This window comes from Acinetobacter bouvetii DSM 14964 = CIP 107468 (assembly GCF_000368865.1).
In the GTDB taxonomy this organism is placed as follows: Bacteria; Pseudomonadota; Gammaproteobacteria; order Pseudomonadales; family Moraxellaceae; genus Acinetobacter; species Acinetobacter bouvetii.
Genome location: NZ_KB849730.1, coordinates 26594 through 41683 on the forward strand (window position 1 = coordinate 26594; position 15090 = coordinate 41683).

General features: G+C 48.6%; 13 protein-coding genes and 4 tRNA genes. 5 read left to right on the forward strand and 12 right to left on the reverse strand.

What is annotated here, in order from left to right; translation table 11 throughout:
- Window positions 1-127: 127 nt before the first annotated feature.
- The 5 genes from F941_RS14665 to F941_RS14685 all read right to left on the reverse strand — a co-directional run bounded on the left by F941_RS14665 (window position 128) and on the right by F941_RS14685 (window position 1485).
- Window positions 128-204 (reverse strand) — tRNA-Arg (locus tag F941_RS14665).
- 243 nt (window positions 205-447) lie between these two features.
- Window positions 448-1047, reverse strand: a complete 600-nt coding sequence (locus F941_RS14670) for a dihydrofolate reductase family protein (protein ID WP_005012928.1) — start codon at window positions 1045-1047, stop codon at window positions 448-450.
- A gap of 131 nt (window positions 1048-1178) precedes the next feature.
- Window positions 1179-1255: transfer RNA gene (locus F941_RS14675), tRNA-Arg, on the reverse strand.
- A 48-nt stretch (window positions 1256-1303) separates the two neighbouring features.
- Window positions 1304-1380: transfer RNA gene (locus tag F941_RS14680), tRNA-Arg, on the reverse strand.
- 15 nt (window positions 1381-1395) lie between these two features.
- Window positions 1396-1485 (reverse strand) — tRNA-Ser (locus F941_RS14685).
- A gap of 266 nt (window positions 1486-1751) precedes the next feature.
- On the opposite strand from F941_RS14685, the gene rnr reads away from it, so the two are divergent.
- The 4 genes from rnr (at window position 1752) to F941_RS14705 (ending at window position 7382) form a co-directional block, all read left to right on the forward strand.
- On the forward strand, window positions 1752-4211 hold the full coding sequence (gene rnr / locus F941_RS14690; RefSeq protein WP_026253389.1) for a ribonuclease R: 2460 nt from the start codon (window positions 1752-1754) through the stop codon (window positions 4209-4211).
- Window positions 4212-4652: 441 nt separating this feature from the next.
- Entirely contained in the window at window positions 4653-6683 is a 2031-nt protein-coding gene (locus F941_RS14695; protein WP_005012932.1) for a M3 family metallopeptidase, read from the forward strand.
- Between the two features lie 48 nt (window positions 6684-6731).
- Window positions 6732-6941: a YheV family putative zinc ribbon protein gene (locus F941_RS14700; RefSeq protein ID WP_171065538.1), complete on the forward strand. Its 210-nt coding sequence runs from the start codon at window positions 6732-6734 to the stop codon at window positions 6939-6941.
- 15 nt (window positions 6942-6956) lie between these two features.
- Window positions 6957-7382, forward strand: coding sequence for a hypothetical protein (locus tag F941_RS14705; protein WP_005012936.1), 426 nt, complete (start codon window positions 6957-6959; stop codon window positions 7380-7382).
- A gap of 358 nt (window positions 7383-7740) precedes the next feature.
- Here F941_RS14705 and F941_RS14715 read toward each other — a convergent pair whose 3' ends face one another.
- From F941_RS14715 to F941_RS14735, 5 genes are all read right to left on the reverse strand, one after another.
- On the reverse strand, window positions 7741-9939 hold the full coding sequence (locus F941_RS14715) for a TRAP transporter large permease subunit (RefSeq protein WP_005012938.1): 2199 nt from the start codon (window positions 9937-9939) through the stop codon (window positions 7741-7743).
- Between the two features lie 224 nt (window positions 9940-10163).
- Window positions 10164-10748: a rhombosortase gene (gene rrtA / locus F941_RS14720; RefSeq protein WP_005012940.1), complete on the reverse strand. Its 585-nt coding sequence runs from the start codon at window positions 10746-10748 to the stop codon at window positions 10164-10166.
- A gap of 75 nt (window positions 10749-10823) precedes the next feature.
- Entirely contained in the window at window positions 10824-11867 is a 1044-nt protein-coding gene (locus F941_RS14725; protein ID WP_005012944.1) for a hypothetical protein, read from the reverse strand.
- A gap of 515 nt (window positions 11868-12382) precedes the next feature.
- On the reverse strand, window positions 12383-12766 hold the full coding sequence (locus tag F941_RS14730; protein WP_005012946.1) for a hypothetical protein: 384 nt from the start codon (window positions 12764-12766) through the stop codon (window positions 12383-12385).
- The gene (locus F941_RS14735; RefSeq protein WP_005012948.1) at window positions 12759-13016 is read right to left on the reverse strand and encodes an FAD assembly factor SdhE; all 258 of its coding nucleotides are present in this window, start codon (window positions 13014-13016) and stop codon (window positions 12759-12761) included. The genes F941_RS14730 and F941_RS14735 overlap by 8 nt, the downstream gene beginning before the upstream one ends.
- 183 nt (window positions 13017-13199) lie before the next feature.
- Here F941_RS14735 and F941_RS14740 point away from each other — a divergent pair, with 183 nt between their 5' ends.
- The gene (locus tag F941_RS14740; protein WP_005012949.1) at window positions 13200-14372 is read left to right on the forward strand and encodes an acyl-CoA dehydrogenase family protein; all 1173 of its coding nucleotides are present in this window, start codon (window positions 13200-13202) and stop codon (window positions 14370-14372) included.
- A 31-nt stretch (window positions 14373-14403) separates the two neighbouring features.
- Here F941_RS14740 and F941_RS14745 read toward each other — a convergent pair whose 3' ends face one another.
- Entirely contained in the window at window positions 14404-14934 is a 531-nt protein-coding gene (locus F941_RS14745) for an alpha/beta fold hydrolase (RefSeq protein WP_228128334.1), read from the reverse strand.
- Window positions 14889-15068, reverse strand: a complete 180-nt coding sequence (locus F941_RS16780; RefSeq protein ID WP_005012951.1) for a hypothetical protein — start codon at window positions 15066-15068, stop codon at window positions 14889-14891. Before F941_RS16780 ends, F941_RS14745 begins: the two co-directional genes overlap by 46 nt.
- Between the last annotated feature and the right edge of the window lie 22 nt (window positions 15069-15090).

The following is a 15090-nucleotide window of genomic DNA, read 5'->3' on the forward strand; positions in this document are numbered from 1 at the left end:
CTGGATAACTGGATAACTGGATAACTGGATAACTGGATAACTATAATATTTATTTCCGATAGGTCGACGCATAAATGACAGGCACAAAAAAACCGCAGCATGTGCGGTTTTTCAGTCTTGATCAAGTTGGTGCGCTCAGAGAGATTCGAACTCCCGACCCCTTAGTTCGTAGCCAAGTGCTCTATCCAGCTGAGCTATGAGCGCGACGTCTTGATGGAATGCATTATACGTGATTTTCAACTTTTGTTAAGCGCTTATTTGTATAATTCCAACTGACCGTCTAGTATTTAGGCGCATCCGCTAAGAATCCCCGCTAAACCCTGCAAATTCACCGATTTCAAAGCCATGCATGACAGCAGCATTTAATTTGAATCCACGCAGATCCGGCTAAAACGGCGTCTGCGGTTCCGCTATTCAGCAAAACCCATGCGTATTTTCAACAGCGCTTCAGCCCAAATGGCCCGTTTCCACGGCGCCGCCGCGGACATAGTGCGCAAAAATCACGCCGCTGGCTGTCACAGCATGATCTTTCAATACATAGGCCGCTGGAACTGCATTGGCTGCAAATAAGCGCTTGCCTTGACCCAGCAGCAATGGAAAAATCATCAGCTGCAGCTCATCGGCAAGGTCATGCGCCAGCAAAGCCTGAACCAGCTGCGCGCTGCCATGGACTTTAATCGCGCCGCCGCGGCCGGCTTTTATTTTCCGCACATCTTCCAGCTGTTGCAGGAAAACCGTATTTTGCCAGTCTGAATGCGCTAACGTCCTGGACAGCACATATTTGGCCACCTCATTGATTCCAGGCCACAGCGCCGCATGCGCTGGCCAGTATGGCGCCCAAATTTCAAAGGTTTTGCGGCCCAGCAAAATATCCACCGGCTGCATCCACGCGTGCATAACCGCAGCAAGTACGGCGTCATTCTCTGCAAAATAGGGCGCTGCCCAGCCGCCATGCTGAAATCCGCCCGAGGAGTCTTCCTCTGCCCCGCCCGGCGCCTGCATCACGCCATCCAGCGTGATGAATTCCTGCACAATGAGTGTTCTCATGCGATGCACTCCCCCAGTATTGAAGGGTCAGCGTTCAATTCTTTTTATACTAATCTTATTTTCAACATAAAGGGCAAAAGCCAAAATTCAGACACAAAAAAACCGCAGCATGTGCGGTAATTTGTTCAAGTTGGTGCGCTCAGAGAGATTCGAACTCCCGACCCCTTAGTTCGTAGCCAAGTGCTCTATCCAGCTGAGCTATGAGCGCTAAACTTGTGTGCCTTAACGGCTTACGTTACTTTTCGTGTTTACTTATTGGTGCGCTCAGAGAGATTCGAACTCCCGACCCCTTAGTTCGTAGCCAAGTGCTCTATCCAGCTGAGCTATGAGCGCGACATAAGTAAAGCGTGGCGGTGAGAGAGGGATTCGAACCCTCGATACAGTTACCCGTATGCGTCCTTAGCAGGGACGTGGTTTCAGCCACTCACCCATCTCACCGTAACGTGGCGCCATAATACAAACTTAACCGCTGCACTGCAAGCAATGCGCACTGTTTTTTTGCTTTTTTTTGCTCAATTAAATATTTTTTAAACGATTTTCAGAAACTTTAACAGTAATCGCTGGAAAAAGACGCGATTCACCAGCCATAAAAACTGCAAACGTCGTAAAATGCCAACTTAGAACACAATATTGCAATCATTTACGTGCAGTATCCTGCTGCATGTCTTATGCTAATCCTAATCTTCTGACTTGAAGCCAAAGACATTATGAAAAATTGGGTCGACCCTGAAGCAAAAGCTGAAGCCGAACGTTACGAAAATCCAATTCCCAGCCGCAAGCTGATTTTGGAAACCATTGAGCAGCGCGAAACTGCGCTGTCGCATGCAGATCTTGTCGAGCATTTTGAAATTGCCGATCAAAAAAGCATTGACGCCCTGAGCCATCGCTTAATTGCCATGGTGCGTGACGGACAGCTGATGAAAGACGGCTTTAAATTTCAGTTGGCTGAAGAACAGCCGACCCATGAAGCAACGGTGTACATTAACAGTAAAGGCTTGGGCACAGCCAATATCTCAGGTCAGGATGATCTGCTGCTGCCGGAGCGTGAACTGCGCCAAGTCTTTAACGGCGACCGGGTTAAAGTCCGCCAGACATCGGTAGACCGCAAAGGCAAAGCCTGGGGCTTTATTACCGAAGTTCTGCAGCACCGGGTGAAAGAAATTATCGGAAAAGTATCAATATACGATGGCGAATATTTTATCCAGCCCGCCAATCCCAATGCGCATCAGCCCATTACCTTAGAAAAAGAGCTGATTGAGCATGCCAAAGTCAAAGTTGGCGACTCTATCCGTGTCGCCATTGACACCTATCCAACCAAAGATGAATTTGCCACAGGCCATATCGTGCAGTCGATGGCGGATAAAGCCGATACTGAAATCATTATTCCGCAAACCATTTTAGAGTTTGGCTTGCCGTATGAGTTTCCTGAAGCGGTGATTAAAGAAGCCGAAAGCTTTAAAGAGCCGTCAGATCAAGACCGCAAAGGCCGCATCGATCTGCGCGATTTGCCATTGGTGACCATTGACGGCGAAGATGCCCGCGACTTTGATGATGCGGTGTATGCAGAAAAACGCGCTGGCGGAGGCTACCGCGTCGTGGTGGCGATTGCCGATGTCAGCCATTATGTGCGTGTAGGCAAGCCGCTGGATGATGAAGCGCAAGAACGCGGCACGTCGGTGTACTTCCCGCACTTTGTTTTGCCGATGCTGCCGGAAGCGCTGTCCAATGGCCTCTGCTCGCTGAATCCAAATGTTGACCGCTTATGCATGGTCTGCGACTTGAAACTGTCGCGCGCTGGCCGGGTAACGGGCTATGAATTCTATCCGTCGGTCATGCACTCTAAAGCGCGCCTGACCTATACGCAGGTTGCGCAGTATTTTGACGGCGACAGCAAAGCGGTCACCGAAGACCGGGATGTGCGCAAATCATTGAATACGCTGTTCCAGCTGTATCAAGTCTTAAAAGGCCTACGGGCAGAACGCCATGCGATGGAATTCGAAACGGTCGAAACCTACATGACCTTTGATGAATTGGGCGGCATTAAAGAAATTCTGCCGCGTTCACGCAATGAAGCGCACAAGCTGATTGAAGAATGCATGCTGCTGGCCAATGTCGCTGCAGCGGACTACGCATTGAAAAATGAAATTCCGATGCTGTACCGTGTGCATGAGCCGCCAGAGTTTTCCCGCATTCAGAAAGTCCGTGATTTTGTGAAGCTGCTGGGCATGAACTTCCCGGAACAGCCGACTCAGGCGGATTATCAGGCCGTCATTGAAGCCACCAAAGACCGCATTGATGCGCCAAGCATTCATGCCGTGCTGCTGCGCTCAATGATGCAGGCCTACTATGGCCCGGACAATGCAGGCCACTTCGGTTTAGCCTATGAAGCATATACGCACTTCACATCGCCTATCCGCCGCTACCCGGACTTGCTGCTGCACCGCGCGATTAAAGCGCATCTGCAGAAGAAACCGTTCCCATTATCGGGCCAGTCTTTGAGTGATGCCGGTGAGCATTTCTCCGCCACCGAACGCCGCGCAGATGAAGCATCCCGTTCTGTGACTGCATGGCTGAAATGCCATTATATGCAGCAGCATTTGGGTGAAGAATTTACCGGCACGATTTCTGCTGTCGCGGAGTTTGGCTTATTTGTTACCTTAAAAGACTTATATGTTGACGGCATGGTGCATGTCAGCCAATTAGGCGATGACTTTTTTGTCTTTGATCAGCCGAGCCAAAGCCTGATTGGCAAAGGCCATGGCCAAACGTTCAGCCTAGGTGATGAAGTCAAGGTGAAAGTTGCCGGCGTAAACCTGGAAGAGCGCAAAATTGATTTTGAATTGCTGCAGCAGCTGACACACGGAGGCCGCGCTGTACGCAGCCGGGCGCCGCGCGTCGCTAAACCGGCGCAGCGCGCCGATGCCAGACCGGCCCCGCGCGGTGATGCCAAGGAAGAAGTCTTTTCTGAACAGGGCAAAGCCACTGTCAGTGAAGACGGAGAACGTCCCATTCGAAAGAAAAAGCCCAAATCAAAACCAAGCTCTTACGGCGCAAAGTCTGATAAAAAATCTGCAGCTAAATCTGAAGCAAAGGCTAAAGATAAAGTAAAGAAAAAAGCCAAGGCCAAAAAGAAAAAGGCCAATGCCAAAGCAAAAACTGAGTAATTGCGGCAACCATTCAAAGAGCGCTTCGGCGCTCTTTTTTATTTATGCAGTGAATGCAAATAAAAGTCACCTGCTTGGAAAATACCGTTTTCATTTGCGCCAGCCATAGTTTATGCCGCAGTATTGGCAAATGCTAAGCATCTTTAAAACAGCGTTCTGAAACATCCAGCAAATCGAAGCTGACTTGCCAGCGCGATTTGTAAACTGCCCAATACAATCTCCCGAATTATGATGCAACGCCTGCCGAATCCCAGCAGCGCCAGCATTAAAATAACCTGCGTCATCTCCCTGCCCCTGCAAGTTCGATCTATCTTGAGCATGCGGTCAAAGCACTTCAAACCCTGCCGATCTTTGAATAAATTCCGGTTCTGCCTTGATTTCCCTGCACTTAAGCCTTACATCTACACATAACACAGAATATTTTTATACGGCATTAGCATCATGGCATTAGAAAAGGCGACTCTGCCCGTTCCGCAATTCGATCAAATTCAATTAGATCAGCTGAAATTAAAAATTGAACAGGCCATTCAGCATGGACAGGATTTTTTAAATGAACTGACGGCAGTTCCAGACAGCATTCAAGCGCAGCTGCAGGTTTTAGACACCGTCGACCATCTCGAAAACAGCATGAGCGAGTCTTGGGGCGTACTGTCGCATTTAAATGCCGTAATGAACAATGCAGAGACTCGTGAAGTGCATCAAGCGCTTTTGCCTGCGCTCAGTGAATATTACACAGCGCTTGGCCAGCATGCTGCGCTGTATCAAACCTATCAGCAGGTCCATGACAACAGTATTTTCAGCACGTTGCCTGCGGCGCAGCAAAGCGCAGTTAAACTTGCCCTGCGTGACTTCAAACTGTCTGGTGTCGCTTTAGAGGGTGAAGCCAAAAAACGCTATGCAGAGATCTCTTCGCGCCTGTCGCAATTGTCTTCTGATTTTTCCAACCATGTTTTAGATGCAACACAGGCCTACTTCAAGCCTTTGACCGAAGCGCAGCTGGAAGGCCTGCCGCAAAGCAGCATTGAATTATTGAAGCAGTACGGCCAGCAGCGCGAGCTGGAACAGCCCGCAGCCACTTTGGATATCCCATCCTATTTGGCTATTATGACTTATGCAGCCAGCCGTGAACTGCGTGAAGAACTGCATAAAGCCTACACCACCAAAGCCTCTGAATTAGGCGGCCACCCTGAATTTGACAATACTTCCGCAATGGAAGAAATCCTCAGCCTGCGTCAGGAAATGGCGGAGCTACTGGGCTTCCACAATTACGCAGAATTGTCACTTGCCAGCAAAATGGCGCCGGATGTGGAAACTGTCAATCAATTTTTAGTCGATTTGGCAGAACATGCGCGCAAGCCGGCAGAAAAGGAAATTGCAGAACTCAAAGCGATTGCGGCGGCTGACGGCATCACAGAGTTGCAGCCATGGGACACTGGCTACTACAGCGAAAAGCTGAAAATGCAGCAATTCAATTTGTCACAGGAGGCCCTCAAGCCCTACTTCCCTGCGCCAAAAATCCTGCAAGGCTTGTTCAGTATCGTGAACCGTTTATACGGCATCAATATTGTCGAACGTGAAGCGCCGGTCTGGCATCCAGACGCCCGCTATTTCGAACTGGAAGATCAGGGCGCTGTGGTCGGCGGATTCTACTTCGATTTATACGCGCGCAGCGGCAAACGCGGCGGCGCATGGATGAGCGGTTTCCGTTCGCGCATGCAAACCGCCAGCGGCCTGCAAAAACCGATTTGCTACATGGTCTGCAACTTTACCCCGCCTGTGGGCGATCAGCCTGCGCTGCTTACGCATGATGAAGTGAATACGCTCTTCCATGAATTTGGACACGGCCTGCATCATATGCTGACGGAAGTCGACAATATCGCAGTCGCAGGCACACACGGCGTCGCCTGGGATGCCGTAGAATTGCCTAGCCAGTTTATGGAATTTTGGACCTGGGATAAAGACAGCTTAGACCTGCTGAGCGAGCACATCGAAAGCCATGAGTCCCTGCCGGAAGACCTGCTGAAAGCGCTGCTGGACGCCCGCCATTTTCAATCCGGCATGCAGTCGCTGCGCCAGGTAGAATTTGCCTTATTTGACTTGAATATTCACAAAACCGCACCGGCGCTAAACGCGGCGCAAATTCAGGCCACGCTGGATGAAATCCGTCAAAAATACGCAGTTGCGCCCAATGCCAGCTATAACCGCTTTCAGCACGGATTCAGCCATATTTTTGCAGGCGGCTATGCGGCCGGCTATTATTCATATAAATGGGCAGAAGTTTTGGCCAGTGATGCCTTTGACCGTTTCGAAAAAGAAGGCATCTTCAACACAGAGACTGGAAAACAGTTTCGGCAGTTTATTCTAGCAGTTGGCGGAAAAGATACAGCCCTTGACGCATTTATCAATTTCCGCGGACGCGAGCCAAAAATAGATGCTTTGCTTCGTCATCAAGGTTGGACGAACGCATCATAAAACGCTTAAACTAGTTGCCTTAGTTTGATTGAGGGTAGCAGGATGACCATTAAACGCCGTTTCATTGCTGGAGCAAAATGTCCAAAATGCCAGGCGTTAGATCGAGTCGTCATGCTGACTTCAGGCGACGATGAATGGATTGAATGCATTGACTGCGGTTACAGTGAAAACCGCCCGACGCATGTGGAAGAACCGGAAACGCCGGCTGTTCCAGATGACATCGGCGTCATTCAATTCAAGCCTCGCCAGCCGAAATAACAACAAGGCTTTTATATGTTTGAAGATCAAAGACATAGTCCGAAACTTTTAATCGGGATTGTTGGGGGATTAATTGCTGTCATCGCACTGTTCTTAACCTATCAGTGGATGATGGCGTCCAATGCAGAAGATTTGCCGCCGCATCAGGCTGATGCCGCGCCTGTAAAAGCAGCGCCCGCGGAAACGGTAAAACCTCCTGCGGCGGCGCCTGAAGCCGTTTCCACTGCAGCCAAATTGGCTGATGAAGATATTCTGCAGGCGCCTGTGCCTGAAAATGCGGCTTTAGCCAAAGAAGAAATTGCAAAATTGGAAGATATTCAATCGCAGCTGAATGAACAGGAAAAAACGCTGAAAGCGCAGCATACCGATGCTGACCAGCTGATTAAGCTCAAAGAAGAGCAAATTAAACTGCTCGAAGCGCAGCTGTCCCAAAAGCCATAATTTTATCAATTCAATTGAGGCTAGAATTTCTGCAGCTTTCTAGCCTTTTTTTATGCTGCATGTTCCCGCAAAGCGCGGCCTGTTTAAGGCTCTTGGCCTGTGAACACTAGCCGCCCTTTTATATTCCATGATGGGCATCATTTGCATCCGTTTTGCCTCCCATAGCGCAACTACGCCGCCAGCATCTTTTTCCGCAACCGTTATACGGCTTTCAATCAGCTGTTCATCCTTGGCTTAGGCGCCTGCTTACTGTGCAGCCCGCCACCTCAAAAAGTTCAGACAGTTCAGAGCATCAAAAAGAAGCGCATAAAAAAGCGCCCGAAGGCGCTATTTTCAGTTCATTTCCTAATGCTGTAGCTTAATGGTACCAGCCGAACAATTTGAAAATATAAGGCGCGTAAGTCACCACCAGCAGCGACGGGAACAAGACCATAATCGGCAGGATCCAGCGTTCATAGCGGTAGTAGAAATTGGTGTACATTGCTTTGGCTTCCGCATCAGCAGCCCGCACTTCTTCATCGCCAACCGACAGCCGCGTCAGCAAATGATTCAGCGCAACCGGCGGCGAGACGTACCCCAGCTCAAACGCCACCAGCACAATCATCCAGAAGTGGATCGGATGAATGCCATTTTCATACGCCACAGGCGCAATGGTGGCCGCCACTAAAATGACCGCGCCAAACGGGTCGGTGGTCATGCCGACAATCGCCAGCAGCAGCGCGATAAAGGCCAAGGAAATATAGATATTGCCCAAATGCGTTGGCAATAATTCGACAATTTCAGTTCGCTCAATCAGCCCGCCGACGCTTGCTGAAAGCGCCATCAGAATAATCAGCGCACCAATATGGCCAACCGTTTCAGAAGAAGCGAACCAAATTGAATTGCTGAAACTGCGGCGGTTGGCGCCATGTCCGCCATGCTCGCGCATAAACTCAGAACTTTGCTCATGCTGCAAAGTAATCGCAGCATGCTTATCAATCGGCTCTTTGATAAAGCGGTCTGCAAACCAGCGGTCAAACATAATATAAGCAATGAGCAGAATTGGCAGCACGACTGGCGCAGTGAATTCATCCATCTGCGTGTCTAGACCATACTTGTAGAAGGCAATCACAATGAAAGTCAGCACAATATAAGGAATCACAGGAATAAAGGCTTTCAGCATGCCGGGCACAGCAACTTTTGGCGAATTGACGCGGAAGCGGGTTTCCGCCAAGAACAGCGAAATGCCTAAGAAAATAAAAGCCGTCAGCCAGAAAACATAAATGCCGTGATCAAACAGCTCATCCGAGGTGACATGGCGGCTGTCTAGCATTGAGATTAAAATAATCAGCAAGCATGGACGGATAACTACGCCTAAAGAACCGGACATAGCAGAGACAGCCAAAGCGAATTGACGGCGTGAACCCGAGTTCCAGACTTCCTTATAAATGATTGCGCCGGCTGCGACGACAAAAATGCCCGATGCACCGGTATATGCGGTAGGAATTGCTGCCGCAATTAAAATCAGCCAGGTCAGTGTTTCAGGCGCCAAATTCCATGGGCGCAAAACCCCAAGAAACAAATCCATAATACGGGTTTGCGTCAGCAGCATACCCGCCCAGATAAACAGCGCCAGGTTTAAGAAGATGCCGGAGAACTCAACCAATTGGCCCAGGTAAATGCCCTGTCCCATCGGATAATCCATGAAAAAGGTAAAGGCGACGCCGGTAATAATGGCCATATAGGCATACAGCGGCACACTCAATAAAGCAAAGCCAATATTGCCTGGACCCGGTTCTTTCACCGCTGGGGTTTTAAAGAATTGGAAAATGCTGATCAGCATGACTATGCCAAATAGCGCCAGCCAAAGCCAGTAAATCGCCAGCGTTTCACCCGTCGATTTGACCCCTGAATTCAATACAGAATTGAATTGACTGTAAACTGAAAAGGTCAGCAGGCCATTACCAATCGCCATAAACAAAGCATAAACTCTGTAATCCAGCTTAGTCGTTGGCGCCCGCAGGCCGATATGATGGAATTTGACCGAAGCCGTAATCGCAGAAACCAGCACCATCAGCAGTAAAATCAGCACCCGGTTTTCGGAGCCGAATTTAAAAATACCGAAGAAAGTGGTTTCAATCGCGCGGTAGGTGCGGATGCTTGGATGGTCATCCAAATATTTCTCCGCTTTGTCGTAAAACTGGTATTTCTCTTCGCACTGCTGTACGCCAGCCTGCACTGATGCGCGCACATCCGCTGCCGATGCTGTACCGAAAATATCAGCAAACTCATCATTGGCATTCTGTTTCATTTGCGCCTGCACCAAAGCATCCACATTCGGATGGCGGTCACAGTCCGGCTTTACCGGCTCTGCGCGCAGGAATGAATACTGCATGCCAATCGCTTCATTGCCATAGAGGCGTTCGCCTGTCCGCAGCAGCTGGCCATGAATCATTTCACCCGTGCCAATAATGAGCGTCAGCAGCAATAAAATTAAAACTACGAAGGTCGAAATCCACTCGTTCCATATGTAACTTAACAGACCCAGTCCTGATCTGCTGTGTTCATTATTTTGCATGAGCTGTCCTATTTTTATTTTTGGCTGCAAAGCACAGAGGCGCTGCATCCTTGTCCTGTTGGCTGGAAAAGATCCTTTCTCCGAGCCTATTGCTTTTTATTCATTGCAAATTTGCATGACTTTTCAGTTTTTGAAAATGACAATATCTATTTTCTTTTCTGTTTAAAATGTCAACTTGGTCACTAGCCACCTTAAATTATATTTAAATTCAATCCTCAACAGCATTAATCATGCATATAGCGGTCTGCATAATACTCCATGATTAAATACACGCTGGCAGCGCCAATTCCCCAAATCACCCCCAGCAGATGCGCCTCAACCAAGACCGGGCTGCCAATCAGCTGCGCAGCCCCTGTACCGCCTACGGTATTTTCCCAAATCAGTTTTGCCAAAATAAGAAAAAGCACCAACGCTGCAAAATTGCGTTCGCGCTTATAAATTAAATGCACGCAGGCGATGGCGGCATAGGCGCCATGCAGCACGCCAGACAAACCTGCATAAGCTTCAATGTCTGGTAAAAAATAGTAAAAACTGAGGCTAATCAAAGGCGGCAGCACAATCAGCAAGGCGGTGAAATGCCATACTGAGGCCCGCGGAAAAATAAACGGCAGGCACATAAAAGCCAGCATATTTAAAAAATAATGCATCCAGCCAACATGCACCCAATGCCCGGTCCAAAGACGCCAAGGCTCTGCGAACAGAGCCTGATGCAGATAAAAAAAAGAGTCTTTAAAGATCTGCAGGCAAGCGCAGACAGAGAAAACCGCAGCGATAAAAACAATTTTCCGTTTCAGATAGTGATCTTTCATGCGCACTCCCTGTGTGCGTCCTAAAACAGAAGCCTTAAGAACCAGCAGGCGATTCAGGCTTCTGCTGATTCAGATTCATTCACTCTTTGCATCAAACAATTCATCCAAATCTGATGAGTTTCCTGACTCGTCCCAGAACTGCTCCATGCCGTCATCCGCTGTGCGCACGCCAGTATGTTCTGTCCAATAGCGGTCTGAAATGCCTTTCACCATGGATGCTGCCATACTGTCAATTAATTTGAATTGCGGATTAACCGGCTTTTCATCACTGCGCGCTTGAGCAAAAGTTTTAAGCGCATCACGGATTTTCGCATCATCACCGCTGGCTTGCGCGGCCACGGCATACATCGCATGCGACAGGCGCACGCCTTTTTTCTCGCCGATTTGCGTCGACTGCTTCAGTGTTTGATACGGGTCTGGCTTGCCGTCTCCGGCGCCCGGCAGCAATGTCCAAATCACTGCGCGGGTCGCTTCCGGCGCGCCCCAGAATTTCTCATTATTCAGGCAAGTCATGCCGCGCTCGACCACTGCTGCAATATCTTTCGGCACATTCACAGCGCCGCCCGAGTTAATGTCATTGGTCATAGACTGCAGGCCGCTCAGCAGGCCCAGCAGATAAACGGTTTGCTCTATGTCGCTGTTCATTTTTGGACAGCTTTCACCCAAAGCTTTCTTGTATTTTTTTTCATAGCGATTTTGAAAGAGCTGATAGCCTGTGTACTGGCGCTGCGCCGCCAGCGCCGCCCAGCGCTTCTGTTCAATGCGGGCGTCCTGCGCTTCAGAGACTTGATTGGCTTTGGACGCACGCAGGTAGCGCAATTCTGAATCCAGCGCCTTTTGCTCCGCGCAAATGCCGGCGGCAGAATACATCAGTACCGCGACACGGGTTGGATCAGCTCCCATATCTTTCGTCGCCATAATGGCTGGGGTCAATGAATTGCCTGAATTGCAGACCATTTCAGCATCATCCATGGCTAAAATAGGCGGTACAATATGATTTTCGGTAAATCCGAGCGCAACATTGGCGCCTGTTTTCACAACCTGTGAACAACCCGATAATAAAGTCGTTGTTATTACTATTGCAGCCATACCTTGGCCTATTTTTTGGACGCTCGACATTTTCCTGTCCTCTATAATTGTGTTTATGTCCATAACGACAAACATATCAGAAGCAATTTCTGAATTAAAGAGTATTTACTCTAATTTAAGACTACACTTTGCCATGAATTCCAAGGTGTGAAATTGACTGTTTTTTGATAAATGCCAAATTTTAGGCAAAAAAAAGCAGCATTGCGACGGTTCAGCACATGCTGCTTATTAAAGGGTAAAGTGCCTAAACACTTAATCTGATGCAAATCGTTCCTTCAGCACCGTTCCTAGCCGTCCTACAACAATCGCTAACACAATTGCTGCTGCCAGAAACATCCAAGTTGGATAATCCATCTCGATCTCCGCTTGCTGTTGGTAAAGATAATGTACATAAAATGGGCGGACAGCAGATTCGATCTTGTCTGACAATCGGCATTTTATGCCAATAATTTAAAATTATGTCTGACAACAGCAATTCAATATCTACTTAATATACTGTTATTATTTATCTTTTTATTATTGCAAAATCTTAAAGTGTCAGACAATCAGATCATTTTGGCCAATACTTTAAAGGATTTCCATTGCCGGAATGGCATCTGATCACACCAGACGATGATCGGTTTCGCGCGTGCATGCTGAAAATAAACCACAATATAAGCCTGATGATCCACAATATGGCTGATATGCGCCCGATGCTGAGCGCCCGCCGCTGAGATGGTCCATTCTTTGCCGTCAAGGTAATCCAGCGCGGTAATTTTCGGCGCTTTACGGTAAAACAGCAGGTATATGACAGCGCCGAGCAATAAAAAGCCGCACCATAATGCGAATGACAGCAGCTGATGCAAAACCGTCATCAGTACACTGAAAATACACAGCTGAAACAGCAGCGCCAAATAGCTGCGCTGCAGCTGAAAACTGCATTTATCCATGAATGTAATGCTTTAGCTTCTGAATAAAAGTTTTCAATTCAGGACGGGGCGGTTCGCTGACTTCCATAAACCAGTCCAGCAGGTCTGGATCTTCCTGTTCAACGAGCTCTGCAAACATTGCTTTTTCAAAAGGATCCGCCTGCAAATAATAATTTTTCACATAGGGATCAAAGTACACATCAATTTCTTTTAAGCCGCGGCGCGCACGATAAATTACTTTACGTTCTTCTAACGTGATTTCATCACTCATCTTATTCCCCAATCATTTTAAATCCCGCGTATTTTACCCCATCCAAAGCGCTTTGTTCGCATCTATTCTGCAAATTGGCGAAATCCGCCAGCAATTCCTCCTGTTTTGAACATTCAGCTCATTGCTGTGCTGCAGCGCTTCTTATAGTTTGTTTGCATATTTATAAAAACAAGGAAGATCACAATGCAGTCAGGCGCTATACGCCCCATCCCTAATATGCTGCCGCGTAAACTGCTGAATGAAGAGCATGAAGCATTCCGCGATACTGTGCGCAAGTTTTATGAAAAAGAAGTCGTGCCGAATATTGCCCGATATGAGCAGCAGCAGCATGTAGACCGGGACTTATGGAATAAGGCCGGTGAATTGGGCCTGCTCTGCACGACGATCTCCGAAGCCTATGGCGGATCGGGCGTTGACCGCCTGTACAGCATGATCTTAATTGAAGAGCAGGCTTATGCCATGGATTCCGCTACCGGTTTTTCGCTGCATTCAGATATTGTCGCCAATTACATCAGCAACTTCGGCAATGAACAGCAAAAGCAGTCTTGGCTGCCGAAAATGGCCAGCGGCGCATGCGTGACCGCCATCGCCATGACTGAACCCGGCACAGGTTCAGATTTGCAAGCCGTCAGAACGTCTGCTGTTTTGGATGGCGATGACTATGTGATTAATGGTTCAAAAATTTTCATTACCAATGGCTACTTATGCGATATGGCCATTGTGGTCTGCAAAACAGGGAACAATGAAAAAGGCTCCGCCAACTTATCACTGATCATGGTGGAAGCCGGCCGCGCAGGCTTCAGCAAAGGCAAGCCGTTAAATAAAATCGGCATGAAAGGCCAAGATACCTGCGAGCTGTTTTTCGATAATGTCCGTGTACCTAAAGAAAACCTGCTCGGCATGGAAGGCATGGGCTTTATGATGCTGATGAAGGAATTGGCCTGGGAACGCATGCTGGTCGCAATTATCTGCCAAGCCGGCGCAGAAGCGGCATTTGCGCATACCGTGCAATACACCAAAGACCGTAAAGCCTTTGGCAAAAGTATATCCAGCTTTCAAAACACCCGCTTCAAGCTGGCAGAGCTGCGTACCGAAATTGATTTCTGCCGCGCCTATTTAGACCGCTGCATGGAGCTTCAGCTTTCAGAAAGCCTCGGCGTTGACGCTGCCGCCGCAGCCAAATACAAAATTTCAGAGATGTTTTCTAAAGTTGTCGATGAATGCCTGCAGCTGCATGGCGGCTATGGCTATATGCTGGAATACCCGATTGCCCGCGCCTATATTGATAACCGCGCCAATCGCATCTATGCCGGCACCAATGAAATTATGAAAGAACTGATTTCCCGAAGCCTATAGCCGTAAAACCAGCCTTCTCACGAAGGCTTTTTTATTTCAGAGGCGCTAAAAACTCGGCAATCAAGTTCACGGCCCATTCCGGGTTTTCCTTATGCGGCATATGATGCAGGCCTGGCAGAATATAAAGCGCCGAGGGTCCTTGGGTTAATTCCGCAAAGCGTTCAGCCTGTACAGAACTGCCATATTCATCCAGCTCGCCATGCAGGACCAGATTCGGACAATACACGTGCTCCAAATATTCAGCTAAATCCCAATCTGCAAACAATGGGTCACACCATGTTTCCGTCCATGCATCGAGCAACCATTGCGCTTTATCTCCATGATATTTCGCCAGCCGATCCAGCTGGCCTGGCTGCGCAAAGCCCTGTTTCGCTTCTTGAATGCCCCGCACCGTTAGATCCTCCAGCATCGACTGCGCAGAAATCGTAATCAGGCCTCTGCATTGATCCGCATAGTCCGCTGCAATGCATGCTGACATTCCGTCGCCTACACTGTGCCCCATGACGATGAAATGCTCTAAAGCCAGCGATGCCGCGACTGCAGCAGTGGAAAATCGCGCCATAAGTCGACACTGCCCAGCGAATCATGCAGCAATATGATCGGCGCCAATTCAGCATGCAGCTGAACCCACGATTTTACATAGACGCAGCCATAGGCTGTCTGCAAGTCAGTGGATTGAACCCTTAAGGTCATCATGCTTCCCTAACCAACGCTATAG

Coding starts and splice junctions, on each gene's coding strand:
- F941_RS14670 (WP_005012928.1), bottom strand. CDS start 1,047: ATGAGAACACTCATTGTGCAGGAATTCATCACGCTGGATGGCGTGATG.
- F941_RS14695 (WP_005012932.1), top strand. CDS start 4,653: ATGGCATTAGAAAAGGCGACTCTGCCCGTTCCGCAATTCGATCAAATT.
- F941_RS14705 (WP_005012936.1), top strand. CDS start 6,957: ATGTTTGAAGATCAAAGACATAGTCCGAAACTTTTAATCGGGATTGTT.
- F941_RS14715 (WP_005012938.1), bottom strand. CDS start 9,939: ATGCAAAATAATGAACACAGCAGATCAGGACTGGGTCTGTTAAGTTAC.
- rrtA (WP_005012940.1), bottom strand. CDS start 10,748: ATGAAAGATCACTATCTGAAACGGAAAATTGTTTTTATCGCTGCGGTT.
- F941_RS14725 (WP_005012944.1), bottom strand. CDS start 11,867: ATGTCGAGCGTCCAAAAAATAGGCCAAGGTATGGCTGCAATAGTAATA.
- F941_RS14730 (WP_005012946.1), bottom strand. CDS start 12,766: ATGGATAAATGCAGTTTTCAGCTGCAGCGCAGCTATTTGGCGCTGCTG.
- F941_RS14735 (WP_005012948.1), bottom strand. CDS start 13,016: ATGAGTGATGAAATCACGTTAGAAGAACGTAAAGTAATTTATCGTGCG.
- F941_RS14740 (WP_005012949.1), top strand. CDS start 13,200: ATGCAGTCAGGCGCTATACGCCCCATCCCTAATATGCTGCCGCGTAAA.
- F941_RS14745 (WP_228128334.1), bottom strand. CDS start 14,934: ATGGCGCGATTTTCCACTGCTGCAGTCGCGGCATCGCTGGCTTTAGAG.
- F941_RS16780 (WP_005012951.1), bottom strand. CDS start 15,068: ATGATGACCTTAAGGGTTCAATCCACTGACTTGCAGACAGCCTATGGC.